Source organism: Parabacteroides sp. TM07-1AC (assembly GCF_003480915.1).
Classification (GTDB): domain Bacteria; phylum Bacteroidota; class Bacteroidia; order Bacteroidales; family Tannerellaceae; genus Parabacteroides; species Parabacteroides chongii.
In genome coordinates this window covers 14,462-36,611 of the sequence record NZ_QUKD01000006.1, presented here as the reverse complement: position 1 = coordinate 36,611, position 22,150 = coordinate 14,462, and the positions used below count along the sequence as shown (strand labels likewise).

Sequence of the window (22,150 nt, the reverse complement as noted above, 5' to 3'; positions counted from 1 at the left end):
TTTAAAAAATTATTTTTGCACCAAAGTTAAACGTCCTGTAAGCAGGATAAGAACTAAAATCGAGCCCCTGTGAAACAGCCTTACCGCCATTCGTACTTACTTCCGGGTTAAAGCCTGTATAACCGGTTATTGTGAACAGGTTTTGTGCTCCGACAAATACACGCAGATTCTTCACGTATTTATACATATCGCCCCATTTCTTCAAAGGCAGAGAATAACCGACCTCGACATTCTGCAAACGCAGGTAACTGGCGTTTTCTACAAAACGAGAATTAATATAAGAACCGTATTTAACACCAGAGTTTTTCTTGTATCCGTTACGTGGTATCTCATTTGAAGGATTATTCTGTGTCCATCTGTCTTTCGAATCGATCAACCGATCATTATCTTCCAGGACAACTCGTGACAAGTTCAACAGGTCGTTCCCGACAGAAGCATCAAAGAAGAACGAGAAGTCAAAATCACGGATTTTAAAGTTATTACCCAAACCTAAAATAACATCGGGATTACCGTCACCAATCACTTCACGGTCGTCGATCGTAATCTGTCCGTCACCGTCCAGGTCTTTAAACTTCGGGTCGCCGGGAACAGATCCGGGTTGTGCGGCATATGTCTCGCCTGTCTGGATAATACCGTCAAATACATAACCGTAAAGTGAACTTAACGGATAACCTTCCTTCAACATGGCATATTCTTCCCAGTTATACCATCCCTGCGGACTTACCGACTCGAAACGAGCTTCTCCCTGATTCAGTTCCAATACTTTATTCTTATTCCGTGAAATATTGAATGTCGTATTCCAGCTAAAGTTATTATTTACGATATTGTTAGACTTGATAAACAATTCAAATCCTCTGTTCTGTATCTTACCATTATTACCAGTCATAGTCTGGAAACCACCCGTAGAACTGGATACGGAAATCGGATTCAACAGGTCTTTTGTACGCTTATCGTAATAGTCGAAATTCACCTCAATACGTTTATCCAATAAAGAGAAGTCAATACCCAAGTCAAGTTGCGATGTCGATTCCCATTTCAGATCTTTATTCTCCGGGTTGGAAGGATACATACCTTTCACAATTGATCCGCCTCCCAAATACACGTCTGTCATGGCAAATTTACGCTGTGAAAGGTAATTACCGATCCCGTCATTACCGGTAACACCATAGCTGGCTCTCAGTTTAAAATCATAGAACAACGGTTTGATGAAGTTCATAAAAGGTTCGTCACCCAACTGCCATGCAACAGAAGCAGAAGGGAAATATCCCCATTTATTACCCGGTCCGAAGTTTGAAGCACCGTCTGCACGAACAGAAGCATTGACAATATATTTCTGATTCAATACATATTCTGCCCTTGCGAAGAAAGATGTTGTTGTATTATCCGATCTGGAAGAGTTGATCCATTGTACTGTCTGGGCTGCTCCCATATTATTGAAAGAGAATTCGTCCGTAGAGAAACCGAATCCCTGCATTCCATTCTGTTCGTAAATATGTTTGGTATATGTCGTACCGGCAACTACTTTCACATCATGTTTTTCCGTGAATAACTGGTGCCAGGTCAAAACAGCGTCCATCTGCTGCTTGTCATTCTTATAATTCCAGATAGTAGCCAAACCGTCATTGGCTTTACCAACGTTAGTACTTTTCGGATAATACTTCTGATATTTTTCATTGTCATTGCTATATGTATATTGAACACGTGCCGTCAATGATTTCAGAATATCAGCCTCACCATAAAGAGTTATGTACATATTGTTGGTGATATCTTCAAAGTCCACATCGTTCAACTCACTGAAAATACCTGGTTTTTTCCCTTTTTTCCCAAATACGTCGTCACCGGTAACAGTTGTCAGGGGAGACATCATAAAGATGTTATAAATAACGTTATCGGTCGTTGTATTGGTTCCCATATTCAGGAAATTCTTATTGGAGCGGGCCATATAAAGATTCGAACCGAAACGGACTCTGTCATTCAATTTATAATCCATATTCATACGGCCGCTGAAACGATTGAAATTCGTATTTTGCAATACTCCCAGGTCATCCAGATAATTACCCGAAATAGACATGGTCATCTTGTCGCTACCTCCGGTAATAGAGAACTGATGGGTCTGTGTCATAGCCGTTCTTGTAGTTGCGTCGATCCAGTCAGTTCCTGCTCCCTTATATTGCAGTTCTTCCTGTGTATAAGGAGGGTTGCCGGTACTGCCGTTGTCTTCCCACACTTTCATGTTATATCCCATCACATCCTGCGCATCCATCAGCTTCCAGGGATTCTGCAGGTTCTTTACAGAGGCATTATACGAGTAAGTCACATTGAATGCTCCCTTCGTTCCTTTCTTGGTCGTAATAAGTACAACACCGTTGGCACCGCGTGCACCATAGATGGCTGTAGCAGCGGCATCTTTCAGGATCTCGATAGACTGGATATCTTCGGGGTTAATCTGGTTTCCGATCTCTGTCTGGAAACCGTCGATAACATACAGCGGTTCGTTATTCGAACTAATGGACGAGGCTCCCCTGACACGGATAGAAATACCTCCGCCCGGCTCGGTCGAGTTTTGTTTTACCTGGACACCGGCCGCACGTCCTTTTAATAATTGGGCTGTACTGGTCACAACACCCGCTTTTATCTCATCTGTCTTTAATGAAGTAATAGCACCTGCCAAGTCACGTTTACGGGTGACACCATATCCTACGACTACCACTTCATCGATATTCATGGCATCTTTCACCAATTTAACGGTCAGATCCGACATACCGCTTTTTACCGGTATGTCCTGCGTCACCATTCCCAAATAAGAAATGGAGAGAGTTTCACCCACAGAAGCCATAATAGAAAACTTACCGTCCAAATCGGTCGTTTGTCCGGTCGTTGTACCTTTTACCATTACTGCCGCCCCGATCAATGGCTCCATTGTTTCAGCCTCGAAGACGACTCCGTTTATCTTTTGCTGTGCAAAACCGGCACACCAAACTAAACATAGTAAATACAGAATAACAATTTTCCTCATAAGAATTTCAATTTAAGATTTATACCAAGGAACATTTCCTACACAGATCTAAGATTGTAAAATTTAATTATTTTATGTATATAATCTACACACCGGCAAAAGTATCGGGTCTTGTACAAAAAGACATCAAATCCTGTCTAAATCTAATCCTCTATTGTCTATTTCCACAGACGAAGCCTAATAATAAGGGTTTACACAAAATATTTCCGGATATTTATATAGGAGAAACTTATTTGAAAATTAATATTAAAATATATCTTTGCATTAAATAGGAGACGATGAGTAAACATTTTATTACACTTATATTTTGTTTATTCTCTATATGCGGATATATCAATAGGGGTTGGTGCAACAACACGAATTACTATTTTAAACAGATCGCTATAGAGAACGGGCTATCACAGTCCAGTATCAACAGTATCCTATGCGATCGGAAAGGCATGTTGTGGATCGGAACCAAAGCCGGGCTGAATTGTTTCGACCAATATGAACTAAAAAATTATTTTAACGACAAAGAGAATCCACGCTCTTTACCGGGTAATTTTATCAATTTCATCGCAGAAGACCAGGATGGTCATATATGGGTATCGACGAATAACGGCGTCGCACTTTATAATCCAGAGAACAATTCTTTCGATCTGCTTATAAAAGAAAAAGCGTTTTGTTATCTGAATGTCCCGGACCAGCTTCTCATAGGGACAACAAACGCGATCTACAAATATGACCAGAATAGCAAACAGATCGGAAAGGTCGATTTCCAGCCGGACCATCAATCCTATTACGAAATCATCAAATTACTATCCCTGAGTGACCATACGGTTCTTGTTGCGACTAAAAACTACGGCCTGTTTACTTATGACCTGCAGACCGACAAGATTGAGAAACTCCCTTATGCCGACTATACAGCCATGCTGGACGTTTATATGGGATCAGACGGATACATTTATTTGTCTACTTACAATCAGGGGTTGTTCTGCTTCAGCCTCAACGGAAAACAGATCGCCCATTATACCACTCAGAACTCCCGGTTAAGTAATAACATTATCCTTTGTATTCTGGAAAAAGAAGGGAATATCTGGTTGGGCACCGACGGCGGAGGTATCAATATCCTTAATCCGGAGACCCAGGAGATCAGTTGTATCAAACACATACCGGGAGATGCCGGTTCATTACCGGTCAATTCGATCACGGTCCTTTACAAAGACAGCGAAAACAACCTGTGGGCAGGCAGTGTCAGAGGTGGTATCTTCGGAATAAAAGAGACATATATAAAAACATATAAAGATGTAGCGCTAAACAATACAAACGGATTGAGTGAAAAAGCTATTATCAGTCTGCATGAAGATGAGGACAGCATTTTATGGATCGGCACCGACGGCGGAGGCATAAACCAGTACAATCCTTTCACCGGACAGTTTAAACATTATCCTTCCACCTATGGAGACAAAGTGGCCTCGATAACCTCTTTGTCTTCCTCTGAATTGTTGGTTTCCTTGTACAGCAAAGAAGTCTTCCGATTCGACAAGAAAACTGGAGAATACAAGCCTTTTACGATCATCGACAGAGAGACCAATCTGGAAGAATGTTATTCCGGATATATGGCACTCACCCATCAGATCTCGCCAAATAAGATCTATATACTATCACAAAATGCACGTATATACAACCCGGAAACAAAACAGTTCTCTCAGTTAAAGATGGATGAGAAAAGGATAAACCAAGGAGCTCTTAACCTGGTTTACGCGGACGACTCTCTGGCTTATTTGATCAAAGAACATTATGTACTGGAAGCCCTGCAGGAAAATGACAGCATACGGATCATATTCAGCGTAGACCCTTCCGAAACAATCCATTCACTTTCGTATGACCAAAAAGGGACTTTCTGGATAGGGAGCGACCAAGGACTCAGTTATTACAATAAAAAAGAAAAGGTTTTGCATAGAGTGGAAACCAAACTGTTCAACAATATAACGCAGCTGTTCCTCGACAATCAGGGGAGACTTTGGATATGTGCTCAAAATATGCTTTTCTCTTATGTGATAAATGAGAACAGATTCGTTGTCTGGAGTGAATCGGACGGTTTCTCTCCCAACGAAATATTGTTCATGTACCAAAAACCTTCAAAAACAAATAATATCTATTTGGCCGGGACGAACGGACTAGTGAAAATAGACAAGAATATTTCCTACAGTGATAAGTTCCAGCCTCAGATAGAACTGACAGATATCATCTTTAACGGCCGTTCATATATGAACCAGTTCGATGAAAAAGAAAAGAAGATATATATTCCCTGGGACTATACTTCCTTATCCATCACCATCAATCTGAACGAGAAAGACGTATTCCGTAAAGCACTGTTCCGGTACAGCATAGCCGGGCTTAATAACCAGTATATCGAATCGTACAACCATAAACTGGAATTACCAGCACTGAACCCAGGCAGTTACTCCGTTCTGGTATCATGCAATACGAAAAGCGGTATCTGGAGCCAGCCGGTAAAAGTGGCAACACTACATATAACTCCTCCCTGGTATAAAAGCAACTGGTTTATTTTCAGTATGATCCTTTTGTTTTTCTCTTTGCTGTCCGCCACTGTCCATTTGATCATCAGGAAAAAAGAAAACAAACTGAAATGGGAAATGAAGGAGCATGAGCAAACAGTCAATGAGGAAAAAATACGTTTCCTGGTTAATATCAGCCATGAACTAAGGACTCCGTTAACCTTGATCTATGCTCCTTTGAAGCGGCTTATCGACAAGAGTAATGACAAATTAAAACCGGAGTTGATCAGGGAACAGTTAAACAACATATACAAACAGACCCGCCAAATGAAGAATATCATCAATATGGTACTCGACTTGAACCGGATCAAAACAGGAGAAGAACCCCTGCAAAAGCTGCCTCATCTTCTGAATGAATGGGTACGTTCGGTCTGCGAAGATTTCAGGAACGAATGTGAAGAAAAGAAGATCGACCTGCAATATCAACTGGACAATGCGATCGAATATATTTGGTTCGACGAATGGAAATGCCAGATCATCCTTTCCAACCTGCTTATGAATGCCTTAAAATTCAGTGATACCCAAACAGAGATAATAATATCTACCCGATTGATAAACAACGTTGTCAGAATATCCGTCAAAGATCAGGGCATCGGTTTGCAGAATGTCGATTCCAATAAACTATTCAGCCGCTTCTACCAGGGAGAACATAATAAAAGCGGTAGTGGTATCGGCCTTTCCTACGCGAAGATACTAATAGAAATGCACGGAGGAAATATCAGTGCTTACAATAATACTGACAAAGGGGCTACATTCTATTATGAGCTGCCGGTTTTAACAGATACATCTTTACCTGAGGATATAATGAATAAAAATAACAGTGAGAATATATCTATACCGGTAGATATATCGTCCGTCGATATATCTTGTTCAAATTATTCCATACTGATCGTCGAAGATAAGCAAGAGCTTCGTTCTTTCCTCAAAGATTCTTTCAAAAACCTGTTCAAGCATATTTATACAGCCGAAGATGGTGTAATAGCATTGGAGATCACAAAATTCAAACAGCCGGATATCATCGTAAGTGACGTAATGATGCCGCGTATGGATGGTTATCAACTCTGTAAAAACATCAAAAGTAATGTCGAAATCAGCCATATCCCTATTATCCTGCTTACAGCCAAATGTGATCAGGACAGTACCTCTACCGGTTATAAACTAGGAGCTGATTTTTATCTGTCAAAGCCATTCGAACTGGACTTCCTGCTTACCCTCATTGTTAATTTACTCAAAGGCAGAGAAGCTATCAAACAGAAATACAAAGAAAAAACAACTACCATCCTACCCCAAGATTCGACCATCAGCAATGCAGATGAAACTTTCATGGTCAAATTAAATAACTTAATCAATAACAATCTTTCAAATCCCGATCTGGATGTAAAATTCTTGATAGCGAATATGGCTATGAGTCGCGCTTCATTATATAACAAAGTAAAAGTTCTTACGGATATGGGAGTAAATGATTACATCAACCAGCTACGAATAGAAAAGGCATCGTCTTTGCTAATTCACTCCGATCTGAGTATTTCCGAGATATCGTTTGAAGTAGGTTTTACCTATCAACGGTATTTCAGTACTATTTTCAAACAGATAAAAGGGGTAACTCCCAGCCAGTTTAAAGAAGAGAATAGAAAAAATAACATAGTCCAACAAGATCTATGGTAAAAACAACAAATACCCACATAGAAAATGCGCTGTCACTCCTTTCAGCGACAGCGCATCCACTTAAACCGGTCAAACAATTCCAAAAAGGAATATATCTTATTTCACTTCTTCAAGGACAGAATATGACTGCAATACATTGTTATTATTGTATTGTTCTGTACGAACGACCCCGATATTAGGCGCATACCATTCATAGCCGTAACCTTCGATCGTTTCTTTCAGAGAACGTGATTTGATTTTAAATTTTACTTTCGTACAATCGAATGTACCTGCCGGAGTAGTAATCTCTTCTGTCTTCACATATTCACGATCGTAAATAGAAACGTTCTTTCTGTCTTTCCGATTCTTCTTTGAATAAATGTTGATCACTGCATCATCGAAATATACATCATCCGAAGAAGCTCCTTTCGATACACTCGGATAATTGATCACGGCATCGGTAGCTGCCACTGCGGTATTCGTTGTAGAGACAAAAGACGGATTTGTAAGGACCTCCTTCATATCCATAAAAAATTCACCATCCTGGCAAAAAGCCTCCAACTCACCTTTGTCGACAACCGTACCGCTATTGTTTGTGAATACGTAATCGGCTTCGACTTCCAGCCCGCCTTGTTTGTTTTCTACCTCATCCACAACATAAGTCATCACTCCTGACAGGTTGCCTTTGCCATCATAACTCTTTTTTACCAGTTTAGTACCTTTTGTCGTAGGAAAAAAGAAGGTACAATCTTGTGCCATCGCCCCGCCTGCCAACATGGAGGCTAAAGCTAACAGTAAAACTTTAGATTTCATTTTTATAACGTTTAAGTATTAATAATAAGCCGGATATCCAATGCGTAGTTAAAACAGGGGAAGCCTTCGAATGTTTATGGCTTTTCTTTTAAAAATAATAAAAGAATAAGTATTTCGGGAGTTTTTAACCGAAAGGCTGCCGGGAATGGTACAACCATAAAAGTTAATTCCTAACTTTGGCACTCTAAACAGTAATGTCTTATGGTACAAAGATTCGATTTCTTAGTGATAGGTTCCGGTATTGCAGGAATGAGTTTCGCTCTTAAAGTAGCCAATAAAGGGAAAGTAGCCCTTGTATGCAAAACTAATCTGGAAGAAGCCAACACCTATTTCGCACAGGGCGGTATCGCCTCGGTTACCAACCTGATTGTTGACAATTTCGACAAGCATATTGAAGATACAATGATTGCCGGCGACTGGCTCAGCGACCGCGGCGCAGTTGAAAAGGTCGTGCGTAACGCTCCTCAGCAAATCAAAGAACTGATCAGTTGGGGGGTTGATTTTGATAAAGATGAAAAAGGGAACTTCGATCTGCATCGTGAAGGCGGCCACTCCGAGTTCCGTATCCTACACCATAAAGACAACACAGGTGCAGAAATACAGGACAGCTTGATTCAAGCCATCCAGAAACATCCCAATATCACTGTATTTGAAAATCATTTCGCCATTGAAATACTGACACAACACCACCTGGGTGTTACCGTCACCCGTCAGACACCGGATATAGAATGTTATGGTGCCTATATCATGGATCCGGACGGAAGGATCGATACTTTCCTGTCGAAAGTAACCCTTATCGCAACAGGAGGTGTCGGCGCCGTCTATCAGACAACTACCAACCCGTTGGTGGCTACCGGCGACGGTATTGCTATGGTTTACCGTGCCAAAGGGACTGTAAAAGATATGGAATTTGTACAATTCCACCCGACCGCCTTGTTCCATCCGGGCGACCGTCCCTCTTTCCTGATCACAGAGGCCATGCGCGGTTATGGCGGCGTGCTCCGTACAAAAGACGGCAAAGAATTCATGCAGAAATACGACAAACGTCTCTCACTGGCTCCGCGTGATATCGTGGCACGTGCCATTAAGAACGAAATGGATACCCGGGGCGATGATCATGTTTACCTGGATGTCACTCACAAAGATCCGGAAGAAACAAAGAAACATTTCCCGAACATTTACGAGAAATGTCTGAGCCTGGGAATCGATATTACTAAAGATTATATCCCGGTAGCACCTGCCGCCCATTATCTTTGCGGAGGTATCCAGGTCGACCTGGATGCACGTTCGTCTATCGACCGCCTATATGCCGTCGGCGAGTGTTCATGTACCGGCCTGCATGGTGGAAACCGCCTGGCATCCAACTCGCTGATCGAAGCGGTTGTTTATGCCGATGCTGCCGCCAAGCATAGCCTGAGCATTATCGATTCGTTGAAATACCAGGAGAATATCCCGGAATGGAATGACGAAGGTACCACTTCCCTGGAAGAAATGGTATTGATCACCCAGAGTGTCAAAGAAGTAGGGCAGATTATGAGTACGTATGTCGGTATCGTCCGTTCCGACCTGCGCCTGAAACGTGCCTGGGACCGCCTGGATATCATTTACGAAGAAACAGAAAGCCTCTTCAAACGGTCGGTAGCCTCCAAAGATATTTGTGAACTGCGTAATATGATCAATGTGGGTTACCTGATCATGCGACAGGCTATCGAACGAAAGGAAAGCCGGGGATTACATTATACGCTGGATTATCCGCCGGTAAAGAAATAAAACCAACAGAATTTTCACTTATACATGCTATAATCACAAAATACACAGAGTTTGCAGACCATTTAATTTTATCTGCATTTCTCTGTGTATTCTGTTTCATCTGCAGTCTTCTATACAGACTCTATCAGACTGTTTTCTATCAATTATATCCCGGATTTTCAACCAGGTTCGGATTCGCTCCGGTCCGGGTTGTCGTGATCGGGAAATAGTAATAATGCGATCTGAACAGCGGCAATGTACCTCCATCCCCGAAAGATATCTCCACATTTTCTATTAACCCTATTTTATACTTTCTCGTTGCATAATCCAAATAATAACGGATACCGGTTCTTCCTCCTGTCAGCACCTCTTCCGCTATTCTCCATCTGCGCAAATCCCAATACCGATGCCCTTCGAAAGCCAGCTCAACTTTTCTTTCAGCCCGGATTGCCTCCATATCTATACTTGCTTTAGACGGCATTCCGGACCTGTTACGGATGGTATTGACCGCTTCAAGTGCTTCACCCGGTTTCCCTAATTCAAAAGCAGATTCAGCCAGATTCAGGAAGATCTCTCCATAACGAAACACCAAATAATCAGTTTTCGAGTTTTCTATACCTTCCATATTATTAGCATCTGGATCCAGGTATTTCATCACTCCGAAACCTGTTCCGAAACGTCCGTCTACACTTTGCTCACCCTGTACCAGTATACCATTGTAAGAACCTTCGGACTGAATTTCCCCGTTTTCTTTTATCAACCCGTTATAAAAAGTGATCGTGCCCCCCTTCCAGGGTGTCCCTTCGGTATAGAAAGTAGCATGAAACCGGGGATCACGTTTTCCCCAAAGTTCATCTATCGAATAAAGACCAAAGGTTAACTCCTGTCTGTCAATGATACCCGGAGTTCCATCTATCTTTTCAAATGATTCGATCATTTCCAGGTAAGGGGCATTTTTATTCCCCGCATTCCAGGCCTGAGGCTTGGGAGATTGGGCAAAATCATATTTCCAGGCAATACCGCCGTCAGAAACACCGTTGTATTTCCGGGCTAGGATTACTTCCGGATTATCTTTTACTAAAAAGATATTCTTAAAGTTCTCCGTCTTATCCGTATCTTTATCATATAAAGCATAACGACCGGAATTTATGATTGCTTTAGAGGCATCATACGACTTTTGGAAATACGAATCAGCCATATTGCCCGGTATCCCCAGCAAGCCGTCCAGTTGAACATTGCCGTAACGGGCAATACTGCCGGCATATAAAGCAGCCCTCGATTTGAGCGCATAGGCGGCATATCTGCTGACACGTCCCAAATTGGCAGCATCGACCGTTTCCGGCAAATCCTTGACAATCTCATCCATTTCTGACAGGATAAAATCATAAATCTCCTGTTCCGAATTTCGTTTAGGATACAACTCTTCTTTCGGATCGTTCAACTCCTGTACTTTAGAGATCAACGGGACACCTCCGTATCGTTTCACCATGGCAAAGTAATTGAAAGCTCTCAGGAAACGGGCCTCGGCAGAACGGATTCTGATATACTCTTCAGTAGCATTTGCCGTTTGCATCTTATCAAGGAAAATATTAATATTCCTGATCGTCTTGTAAGGTAACTCCCAATACTCCAGCAATCCGCCCCTTATCGTCCAGTTACCTCCTTTATACCGGATGATATCGCCCCGGTTTTGAAGTCCCCAGTTATAGGTACATTCATCGGAAAGCTCGTTTACATAAAACATTCCGACCTGGATGGCACTGTATTTATCCCACTCGGTGCTCGTCGCATCATTGGTGAATACCGGTGTCTGAGCATATAATTCGGCCAGATAGCTGTCCATTAGGTTCGGGTCAGCCCACACATCCGAATCTGAAATATATCCCAACGGCTTTTTATCTAGAATATCACAGGATGTGAGAATAAAGGCTGATATAATTGCAAATAGAATTGTCTTTTTCATTTTCGTATTCGTTTACGTGATTAGTACTAAAATGTTACATTTAATCCCAGACTGATCGTTCTTTGTTGCGGATAATAGTGACCGATATTCGGAGCTTCAGGGTCTATACCGTATTTGCCCAGATTACTTAACGTAAAGACATTCGTTCCGGACAAGTACACCCTAACCATTTCGATATTCATGGCCGTTATCAAGCTTTTAGGCAAATTGTATCCCAGTGAAGCCGTTTTCAGACGGATATAACGGGCTCTTTTATAGAAATAATCGGAGCCGTAATTGGCTGTCGGAGCGATACTGCCGACACGCGGGATAATGGCATAGGGATCGTTGTTCTCTTCCGTCCATCTTTTGTCGAATGTTTCGCGGGTGACATCGAGAGACAAATTCGAATAATAATCGAATGCGCCCTGGAACAAAAGGGACAAGTCGAAACCTTTATACTTCAAGTTGAAGTTCGCACCGAACATCCAGTTAGGTATACTTCCTTTTCCGATCTCCACCTGGTCGCGCCAGTCGAGTACCTTATCGCCGTTGGTATCTACCAGGCGGACATCACCGGGTCGGAGATTCTTGTTACCGCTGCCGTCCTGATCGAAATCGAGTGCATCGATCTCCGCCTGGCTGGTGAACAATCCGTTCGACCGATAACCGAACACCCGGTCTACCCACTGGCCGGATCTTTTTTCAATACGGATCTGGTCCGGATCTGTGTACTCGGGTTCTTCATAATGCCCGTATTTAGCCCTCGACCAGGAGATGTTGGCACTGATGTCATAGATAAGGTCCTTTACATTCCCCGATGTACCCAGCATCCATTCAAACCCTCTGTTATTGATACTGTTGAGGTTTTCTTCCGGAAGGACAGCCCCGAAAGAGGAAGGTAACGACGATTGCCGTTTAGCCGGGATATCTTTCCTGTTCCGGTAGAAAACTTCGGCAACACCGTACAACGCCCGGTTGAAAAAAGAGAAGTCGATCCCTACATTATATATATCCATCGTTTCCCAGGTCAGGAAAGGATTGGCAAGTCCGGTAGAGGTAAGTCCCTTGATTATATTATTCCCATACATATATAATTTATTGAAATTATAACCGGTCAGATATTGGAAGCTGCCGACAGCGTCATTACCTGAACGGCCGTAGCTGGCTCTCAGCTTCAGGTTGTCCAACGCTTTTATATTTTTCATGAAACGTTCCTGGGACATGACCCAACCTAAAGAGACACTCGGAAAATAGCCCCATCTATGTGCCGAAGCGAACTTAGCCGAAGCATCCGCACGGATGATCGTTTCGATCAGATATCTCCGGTCATAGGCATAGTTGAACCTTCCTACAAAACTCATACGTCCCATTTCATAAGCATCGCCGTCATTATACATACCGATTGTGCTTCCCCCGAACAGGTAATCGATCTCCGTCGAAAGGAAATTGGTCCTTCCTGCCGACAGATTGTCGGTCCGGTAATCGATACATTCGAAAATACCCGCTGCCGTCAGGTGATGTTTCTCATTAAATATGCGATCGTAATTGACCATTCCCTGAAGTGTCAGCGTATGGCTTTTCGAAACGGTATGGGTCAACCGGGAAACATCGCCGAAAGCTCCAGCCAATGTATAGGTATCGCTCTGCGGATCCCAGGTATAGAGGTCGACCGGCTTGGTAAAGTTCTTGCCGAACTTGTAGTCCATCACATAGTTCATCATGAATTTAGCCGACAAGCCCTCAACCTGCAATACTTTATAATTCAATGAACCTGTTGCCTGGAACTTTTGGTTACGGCCTTGATAATAACCGGACAGTTCGCTGTTGGAAGTAATGTGCAACCCTCCCATTCCGCCTCCATGGGCAAACGGTATTTTTGTCGGGTCAGGGAAACTGGAGTGATAGATAGGCAGGGTAGACCAGTAATCTTCCCACATATATCCACCGACTCCCATATCACGGGCTGGTGTATTTTGGTCTTCAAAAATACCGACTACATCCAACTGGAATGACAGACTGTTATTGATCTTCGCATCGATATTCGACTGGAGATTATAACGACGATAATTACCGCCGTTTTTCTTTATCATCGTTTGCTGGTCCATGAAACCGAGAAATCCATAATATTTGATTTTATCGGAACCTCCTCTGACGGAAAGATTGTATTGTTGCTGCGGCGACCAGTTTCGCATCAGCACATCGTACCAGTCAGTGTTCGGATAAAGCGGGTTCGTCCCTTTATAATACTCCTCCATCGCCTCTTTGGTGTAAGGAGCATTCTCTTCCGTACCGCCGCCATTGAAATGCGATTCACGTTTTATTTCCACATATTGACCACTGGACAACGGTTTCAGGATCTTGGTGACTCCCTGGAAGGTTCCCGAAGCATTCAATGTGAACATCGGCTTCGAATCGATACCCCGCTTGGTTGTTACCAAAATAACGCCGTTACCAGCTCTTGCTCCGTAGATGGAAGCGGAACCGTCTTTCAGGATGGAAATCGATTCGATCTGGTTGGCATCTATATTATTGAAGTCGGACTCTATACCGTCTACAATGACCAATGCATCTCCAAACCCGCGTATTTTCAGGGCAGCCGCATCGGCTCCGGGTTGCCCGCTGGACTGTACGGCAACCAATCCGGGAAGTCGCCCAGCCAGTGCATTAGAGGTGCTGGCTATCGGAGAGACAGTCAGTTCTGCAGATTTAATGTTCGAGATCGCTCCGGTCATATTTCCTTTCCGCTGGGTTCCGTAACCCACCACAACTACTTCGTCCAATGCCTGCATGTCTTCCCTGAGCAGAACAGATATCTGATCTTTTCCGGCCACTTTCACCTCCTGTTCGTTATATCCGATATAAGAGATTTGTAGGGTTGCATCGATCGCCACTTCCAGCGAAAAGGCACCGTTCACGTCGGTCACCGTACCATTGCCGGTTCCTTTTTCTATTATGTTGGCACCGATCACCGGTTCTCCGTTCTGATCCTCCACAGTTCCCCGAATCCGTTTTTTCGATTGTTGAGGAAGTGATTCCCGCTTCATCAGCATGATATTATGTCCTTCCATCGCATAAACGATATCTGAATTTTCAAATATCCTGCGTAAGACTTCAGACACAGGCGTGTCAGATACTTTTAAAGAGATTTGCCGGCTCAAATCCACCTTCTGATAGTTATAAACAAAAAGATAATCGGTCTGCTCCTCTATTTGTTTAATAACATCCCGTACCTGTATGTCCCTTGCATCAATGTGGACACGCGTATTCTGCGAGTTGGCATTGGTGGCAAGAACCGTTGATATACAAAGTAGTACAAAAACAAAGGTTAACTTCATAACTCTATAAATGTGTTTAAATTCACTTAATAACAGGACATAACATGTCCTTGTACATTTTTTTTTCATAAATTTGTAATGATCTAAAATGTTGGTACTTGATTTTAATTCGCTAATTAATTTGTGGCTAACATTTGGCCGGATTATGGCCTCAACATAATCCGGTTTTTTATGCCCTTCTTCATCTTTTATCCATAGGCTTTCTATTTAATGGTTATCAGATTTAATTCACTGTCTACTTTATAGGAGAACCTGTGCTCCAACTGCAATACCTTCAGCACATGCTCCACCCCGTCTCTTATACGGAACTTACCCGAATAGGATTCTTTCAGAAAAGGTAGTTCTGCTACTTCTATTTTTACATCGTAATAAAGGCATAGCTTACTGAAGATATCTTCTATCGGCGAGTTGGTGAAACAAAGCAGCCCTTCTTTCCATTTGAAATAATCCATGTCCTTTATTCTGGCGGATACATATTTTCCGGAGACCAACCGGATCTGTTCTCCCGGTTTCATCCGGTAGGTCCCGGAAGAGTTCTCCGATCCCAGCTCCACTACCCCTTTCAGCAGGGATACCTCGAACTCCGGCGTACCGGAATAGGCGGAAACGTTGAACTCCGTACCCAATACTTTTATATTCATCTTCTCTGTTTTCACGATGAAAGGAGACTGTTCGTCATGCCTGACTTCAAAGTAAGCTTCGCCATCGAGCTCTACCCGGCGGCTGTTTTTCTGAAAAGTGACAGGATAAACTAATCTGGATTGCGCATTCAGCCAAACTTTCGTACTGTCCGGAAGCGTCAATTCGGCACGTTGTCCGGAAGGGACGTACAAAGTCTGGTAGAGAGGAGGAGCCTCTTCCGTTCCCTCCCGCTCCAGCAACGATCTTCCTCCGATCAGTAAAAGAGCAATGGCAGCAACCTTCAGCAATTCAATCGTTACCCGTTTCATGAATACAGGGACACTCATCTTCTTTTGGCTTTGCGACTGTTTCGATTGGTTCATGACGGAAATATCGTATAGTTTATGCAAAGACATAAATTCCTTCACATGCTTCTCATCCTGATCCAGCCAGTCGACAACAGATTCTATCTCTTCCGTCGTAACATTACCTTCAATATACCGTTGTAATACTCTTTTATCCATCTGCATGTTTTTATCGGCTTCTTGTTAATATAGACAACACAGCGATAAGAATCCCTAAAACGAGAAATCCTTTTTCTACGATTTTTATACCCCGAACAGGAAATAAAATACAGGCAAGTAATCTTTTAAAGCAATTCTTAAAGCCTTTAACGATTTCGTTATATGATATTCAATACTTTTGGGAGAGATAGCCAATTCCTCTGCTATCTCTTTCACGGAAAGGGATTCATAACGGCTCATCTCAAAAACACGGCGGGTCTGTTCGGGTAAGGATTGCAATGTTTCCTGGATAATACGGGTTATTTCAGAGGAAAAAATCTCTTGCGGATCACAAGCTTCCAGGGTGGTGATGCGGTAATCCAAATCTCTTACCATCCTGGACGACATTGTATCGATGGCCTTTTGCCGAACTTCCCGGTGTTTAAGATAATTCAGTGTGTTATTTCTCAAAATAGTCAAAAGCAATGACTGGGGATGCTGTATGGTTTCCTGCTTCGATGTTTCCCAAAATTTGATCAGGGATTCGGATACAATGTCTTCAGCCATCATATCGTCTCTGATATATGACTTGACAAACAAAAATGAACGCTTGTAGTAATTTGTATATATTTCACTAAAGCTGATTGCACTCATTATATACGATCTCTCTCTCTTCCGGGTTGATTTACAATATTCAACAAAAGTAATTTTTATTCGATAAACACAAAGTTAAATTACAAAATATATCCATCGAGGTTATCACTTTCCAAAGAAACCGTCTGCCAACCATGGAAATATGGCCGATAGACGGTCGCCTGCATACGGAAGATTTTTCTAAATTATTTGAATGTTCTGGCTTTATACAGATCGAGGTCTTCGATCGTCAGGGTTTTCTCCGGATTCTCTATGTAGATGTTATGCGTCCAAAAATTAACTTCTCCCTGTGTATATACCATGTAGCCTGCTTCTTTGTCGTAATTGACCGACTTGATGTTCTTCCGCCCCGATAACGGTTCAAACGGAGTAAAAGATTCTTTTACCATATCGAACCAGTAAACGCCATTATGTCCGGTGAAGATCAGTTCATTATCCGTAACCTGTATCAGGTCGTGTCCTCTCTTTACCGGCGTTTTCCATACTTTCTCCAACTGGAGAGAAGGTGTAGATGTGTTCCAGTCTTTCAACGAATAAGCACGCAGTTCATCGAAGCCTAATGCATACAGAGTCTTATTGGCTTCTACCCATACGGCACCGTGACCGGAATACAGGCTATCAGTGAAGAGTACCTGGTCCGGTTTTCGGATATCGTACAAATTCAGACAATTCCCTTCCGTACTGGTAGATAAAGCTACGACAAGCCGTCCGTCGGGTAATAAATCAGCAGAATGCGCCATAATTACACGGGCATAGAATAGGATCTTTTTACTTTCCCTCTCCAGTAATAATACGCCTCCGCTGGAAGAGGTCAACAGAATTTTTGACCCGTTATCCACCGGCTTACATTCATCCAGCGATTGCATATACTCTTTATATTCAGCCGGAACCTGAGCATCCATATCTTCCGAAGCTTTCCAGCTCCACGTGACGGCGATGTTACTGCCTTCCGACTTATCGACATCGATGATCAATGCCTGTTCTTCACCGCAAACAATAATTTCTCTTGCTTTCTGTCTTTTACATCCCGATGATACCAGTAACAATACAAGTGTCAAACAACAGATCAGTCTTTCCATACCTTATAATCTTAAATTTATGAATTAAAAAAGTTATGTCCATATCTCATAGACAAGACAAAACCGCCATTCCCTAAATGAAAAAGAGATGTTTTTTCTCAAAGGTTAAGTATGCATTCTTATTGCATATCACAAAGGCTATAAAGCATTATACCGTGACGGCGACACGCCGAACTGCTTCGTGAAGTGTTTACGGAAGGTCGTTATATCATTATAACCCACCATTTCGGCAACTTCCTGGACGGAGTATTTCTTCTGCATAATCAGTGAGGCGGCTTTACTGATACGTATGCTGCGGATCACTTCGATGATAGACAAGTTACTTTGTTGCTTCATCTTCCGGTATAAAGTCGGTTGGCTAAGGTTCAACAGGCTAGCCAGACTCTTCGCACTAAAATCCGGATTAGTCAGGTTGGCTTCGACAATACCGATCACCTGTTGCATGAAAGGATCGGCAGCCTCTTCATCGTCCGGCCTCTCTTCCGTATGTTTCAACATCAATGTCTTTGTATAAATACGCTTCAGTTGTTCACGCAGATGGATCAGGTTCTCCACCTTCGCTTTGAGGATTTCGGGGTTGAAAGGTTTCATGATATAATCGTCCACACCAATCCGGGTACTCTTCAATAAATCTTCTTCTTCCGCCTTTGCCGTAAGCATGATGACCGGGATATGGGCTGTCGCCAACTGCTGCCTGATCTCCTGTATGCAAGCAAAGCCGTCTTTTACAGGCATCATAATATCTGAAATGATCAGGTCTGGGATTTCTTCGGTGGCAATTTTTACTCCTTCTTCTCCATCATGGGCTTCCAACACCTGGTAATCTTTACAGAACAAAGAATAAATATAACTTCTGATCTCATCGTTATCTTCTATGATCAACAACTTCTTTCCTGAAGTAACCTTCGTATCTTCTTCTTTCCGCGTTCTATAGAAAGTCTTTTCTTCCTTTGTTTCCCGGACATCTTCAATCCACTCATATTCATCCTCTCTGAAATGTTCCTTACCCAGTGGCAGGTAAAGCGTAAATCTCGAACCTTTCCCCGGAGAGCTATCTAACAATACCTGCCCATGATGAAGATCCATCGTATTTTTTACAATACGTAAACCGATACCCATCCGGGTAGAAAATGAGGGATCATTTTTACCCGTAATAAACGAATCGAAGATACGTTCCTGCAAATCTTCCGCTATACCGGGACCATTATCCGAGACGGAAAGCAAGCAGAACATTTTCCCGTCGACCTCTTTCTCTTCGAGCGAAACCCTTATTATTCCGTTGTTTGGAGTATATTTAAATGCATTCGACAGTAAATTCTTTAATGCCGACTCTATCTTCCCGGCATCTATCCAAAGCTCTAAAGAAGAGATACCAGAGTCCAGGACATACTTAGTACTTTTTATCTCCGCCATCTGCAGGAAAGAGGCCATCACCTTCCTCACAAGCGCTACAATCTCTACTTTCGACAAATGAAGCTGAACCATGCCGGCCTCTATTTTTTGGACATACAACAATTGGTTCACCAGGGTAGATAATGAAGTGGCATTATTATACACCAGAGAGAGCTTATTCTGTAAAGTCTGAGACAAACGTTCAGTCTGCAACAACTCCTGTAAAGGAGAAAGAATCAACGTTAACGGTGTACGTAATTCGTGCGATACGTTCGTAAAGAAATTTTCCCGCTCACGGCTGATTTGTTTCTCTTTCTCACGTTCCAGATTGGAAACAAAAAGCTCATGTTTCAGGCGTTCTTCCTGGGTGAGCCGGACCTGCTCCTTCTTGATACGACGCATCAGATAATATACAATACATACTGCAAAAGCCAATACAAGTAAACGAAACCAGACTGTTTCATACCAATAAGGCAGAATAGTTATTGCTAACGAAGTAGTATCACCATTCGAACCATCAGGGAAAATGCTTCTTACTTCGAAAAGATATTCTCCTGCGGGTAGGTTGGCATACGAAATTCGTTCGCCATCACCGGCTATCAGCCATTCAGACTGCCCGGGAGTAAGTCGGTAACTGTATTTCTGAAGTTCTTCCGAATAGGTCAGGTTGCTAAACATCAGGGAGAAATTATTATTGGAAGCATTCAGTGTCAATTCGTTCGTATAAGGGATCCCTTCTTGCAAGATAACCTGATCATTGATTTTCTGACCGATCAAAACAGTTTTATTATCGACATCCAACTGGGTGATAACAACTTTATTCTGTTCAGGTTGATCGTTCATAACCTCTTCCGGCAGGAAATAGGTTATATTCTTGTTATTTCCCCAAAACAGGAAATCCTTATAATGTAATACAGAACGGTTATTTCCTGAGATATAATAATTATAAAACAATTTCTGATGTTTACTGTACCGACAGATACTTGAATTGGAACCAATCCATAAATGACCTTGTGAATCTTCACTGATACAACCGATAAAATTATTGCTTAATCCGTTATGTGTCGTATAAAAACTCCCTATCGAGTCAGTTCCGATCTCCATGACACCGAAGCCATCCGCATAACCTATATACAAATTTCCATCCGCTGAGGCAAAAAGAGAACGGGCATCTTTCGCCGGAATATTAGCCTCTTGTTCAAAACCGGAACGTAGCATTTCATTTTGAAAAATAAACTTTTTCAAACCATCAGTCGTACCTAACCATAAACATTCACCGGGAACTTCAGCAATAACCCGGATTGTACCCGGAGATACAGGATAATGGAAAAAATGTTTGGTCACAGGATTAAAAAGAAGCAAACCATTTGTTGTTCCCAACCATAACCGATCCTGCCCATCACATAAGATATACCAGACACTGCCTATCCAGTCCGGTTTTCCGGGAATACGGATAGGATAAACCGTAAAGGAGTCATTATCCGAATTATACCAGATCAGTTCGGAGTGATTATTTCCAAACCACAGATCACCGTTCCGATCGGTTGCTACACACAACACGGTATTTCCTGTTCCGACAGAGACAGATTCAAAAGAAAGTCTGCCCTGGGGATCGAATGCTTCCGTGCTTTTCAATATTCCTTTATGGAAAGAAGCCAGCCAGATATGATCTTTTTTATCTGTTGCCATCCCGCATATTTCGTTGTGTGTTTCCTGATGGAAACGTTGATAGAACTGTTTTCGCAGGTCGGAAGCATACACGCCTCCTCCTTGTGTCCCGATCCACATGATCCCTTCCGGATCATAATACGCAGAGATCATACGGGTTTCCAGATTGCGATGTAATTGTGAAGCCGTATTGTTATATATTTCGGTTGTATACTTTGTAGAGTCTTCTTTTTCAGGTATAAAGATGGTATATCCGTTCCAGGTGGCAGCCAGTAAACGACCGTTTCCCATAGGAACCATTTGATAGACATCCCAATGAGACAATATCTTATCTTTATCTTCAGGTTTATACGTATATTGATCGTAAGCCCCCGACTCCGGATTATAACGGATCGCCCCATTGGCCCAGGTTGAAAGCCAGACATATCCGTCTGCATATAAGAGCCTGTGGACATGTACTTTATTAACCTTCGGCAAATCCCCTTTGTCTATAACCTGGTAAGAGACCGGATCGAACGTTACTATATTCCCCCAATCTGTTGCGATATAAATCATACCTTCCGGTGACTGACATATAGCTGTATAATTGATATTACCTCCGGCCAGATTGGCAAACTCCTTTTCTACCCGGAGATTAACCCCGGTCATATTCTCATCCGGATTCTTCCTGTAATCAATGGAAATAAGATAAAGAGTTTCATTCGATATAGCCCATAAAGAGTTGTCTTTTTGCAATAGTATGTCCTGAACTCCGGTACATTTTTCGGTCAGGTTGACAGGGATATATCGTTCCATCCGCCGGTCAAAACAATATATCTGTCCGTTAGCGATCAGCCAAAGCAGGTTATCTGCTGATTCACGAATATGATTCACTTTCATATACCGTTCATCCAAACCGAAATTCCTGATATTTTTCCCATCATAGCGGCTTAATCCATTATCTGTTCCGAACCACATAAACCCGTCTCTATCTTTATGGATACAGGAAACGGTATTATCGGCCAACCCATTCTGCATAGTAAGTACCCGAATGTCTTTTTCAAAAAAACTATATCCGGACAGGTAGCAAAGAATAAATAATATTATAAATAAAGATCTCCTCATATTCCTCCTTAACAAAGTCCAGTATGTAAACACAAAGAACATTATTACAAAGAAACAAAAAAAGAG

Annotated in this window: 10 protein-coding genes; 2 read left to right on the top strand and 8 right to left on the bottom strand. The window is 42.3% G+C overall.

What is annotated here, in order from left to right; all coding sequences use genetic code 11:
• Position 1 precedes the first annotated feature (1 nt).
• Positions 2–3,016: a SusC/RagA family TonB-linked outer membrane protein gene (locus DXD68_RS13500; RefSeq protein WP_122362097.1), complete on the bottom strand. Its 3,015-nt coding sequence runs from the start codon at positions 3,014–3,016 to the stop codon at positions 2–4.
• A gap of 278 nt (positions 3,017–3,294) precedes the next feature.
• On the opposite strand from DXD68_RS13500, the gene DXD68_RS13495 reads away from it, so the two are divergent.
• Positions 3,295–7,242 (top strand): two-component regulator propeller domain-containing protein, encoded by a 3,948-nt coding sequence (locus DXD68_RS13495; RefSeq protein ID WP_122362096.1) that lies wholly within the window; start codon positions 3,295–3,297, stop codon positions 7,240–7,242.
• Positions 7,243–7,338: 96 nt separating this feature from the next.
• Here DXD68_RS13495 and DXD68_RS13490 read toward each other — a convergent pair whose 3' ends face one another.
• Entirely contained in the window at positions 7,339–8,034 is a 696-nt protein-coding gene (locus DXD68_RS13490; RefSeq protein WP_122362095.1) for a hypothetical protein, read from the bottom strand.
• A 201-nt stretch (positions 8,035–8,235) separates the two neighbouring features.
• On the opposite strand from DXD68_RS13490, the gene nadB reads away from it, so the two are divergent.
• A complete protein-coding gene (gene nadB / locus DXD68_RS13485) occupies positions 8,236–9,804 on the top strand; it encodes an L-aspartate oxidase (protein WP_075559606.1) in 1,569 nt (522 codons plus the stop codon).
• A gap of 139 nt (positions 9,805–9,943) precedes the next feature.
• On the opposite strand, the gene DXD68_RS13480 is transcribed toward nadB, so the two are convergent.
• From DXD68_RS13480 to DXD68_RS13455, 6 genes are all read right to left on the bottom strand, one after another.
• On the bottom strand, positions 9,944–11,746 hold the full coding sequence (locus DXD68_RS13480) for a RagB/SusD family nutrient uptake outer membrane protein (protein WP_122362094.1): 1,803 nt from the start codon (positions 11,744–11,746) through the stop codon (positions 9,944–9,946).
• 26 nt (positions 11,747–11,772) lie between these two features.
• Positions 11,773–15,063 carry a TonB-dependent receptor gene (locus DXD68_RS13475; RefSeq protein ID WP_158585883.1) on the bottom strand — a complete coding sequence of 1,097 codons (3,291 nt, stop codon included), beginning with the start codon at positions 15,061–15,063 and terminating at the stop codon, positions 11,773–11,775.
• Positions 15,064–15,266: 203 nt separating this feature from the next.
• Entirely contained in the window at positions 15,267–16,208 is a 942-nt protein-coding gene (locus tag DXD68_RS13470; RefSeq protein WP_122362245.1) for a FecR family protein, read from the bottom strand.
• 84 nt (positions 16,209–16,292) lie between these two features.
• Positions 16,293–16,841 (bottom strand): RNA polymerase sigma-70 factor, encoded by a 549-nt coding sequence (locus DXD68_RS13465; RefSeq protein ID WP_122362092.1) that lies wholly within the window; start codon positions 16,839–16,841, stop codon positions 16,293–16,295.
• 185 nt (positions 16,842–17,026) lie between these two features.
• Complete coding sequence (locus tag DXD68_RS13460; protein ID WP_122362091.1) at positions 17,027–17,920, bottom strand: DUF6528 family protein; 894 nt, start codon at positions 17,918–17,920, stop codon at positions 17,027–17,029.
• A gap of 138 nt (positions 17,921–18,058) precedes the next feature.
• Entirely contained in the window at positions 18,059–22,084 is a 4,026-nt protein-coding gene (locus DXD68_RS13455) for a two-component regulator propeller domain-containing protein (protein ID WP_122362090.1), read from the bottom strand.
• Positions 22,085–22,150: the final 66 nt, after the last annotated feature.

Excerpts from the sequence above, each read along its gene's own strand:
- DXD68_RS13500 (WP_122362097.1), bottom strand. The coding sequence starts at position 3,016 with ATGAGGAAAATTGTTATTCTGTATTTACTATGTTTAGTTTGGTGTGCC.
- DXD68_RS13495 (WP_122362096.1), top strand. The coding sequence starts at position 3,295 with ATGAGTAAACATTTTATTACACTTATATTTTGTTTATTCTCTATATGC.
- DXD68_RS13490 (WP_122362095.1), bottom strand. The coding sequence starts at position 8,034 with ATGAAATCTAAAGTTTTACTGTTAGCTTTAGCCTCCATGTTGGCAGGC.
- nadB (WP_075559606.1), top strand. The coding sequence starts at position 8,236 with ATGGTACAAAGATTCGATTTCTTAGTGATAGGTTCCGGTATTGCAGGA.
- DXD68_RS13480 (WP_122362094.1), bottom strand. The coding sequence starts at position 11,746 with ATGAAAAAGACAATTCTATTTGCAATTATATCAGCCTTTATTCTCACA.
- DXD68_RS13475 (WP_158585883.1), bottom strand. The coding sequence starts at position 15,063 with ATGAAGTTAACCTTTGTTTTTGTACTACTTTGTATATCAACGGTTCTT.
- DXD68_RS13470 (WP_122362245.1), bottom strand. The coding sequence starts at position 16,208 with ATGGATAAAAGAGTATTACAACGGTATATTGAAGGTAATGTTACGACG.
- DXD68_RS13465 (WP_122362092.1), bottom strand. The coding sequence starts at position 16,841 with ATGAGTGCAATCAGCTTTAGTGAAATATATACAAATTACTACAAGCGT.
- DXD68_RS13460 (WP_122362091.1), bottom strand. The coding sequence starts at position 17,920 with ATGGAAAGACTGATCTGTTGTTTGACACTTGTATTGTTACTGGTATCA.
- DXD68_RS13455 (WP_122362090.1), bottom strand. The coding sequence starts at position 22,084 with ATGAGGAGATCTTTATTTATAATATTATTTATTCTTTGCTACCTGTCC.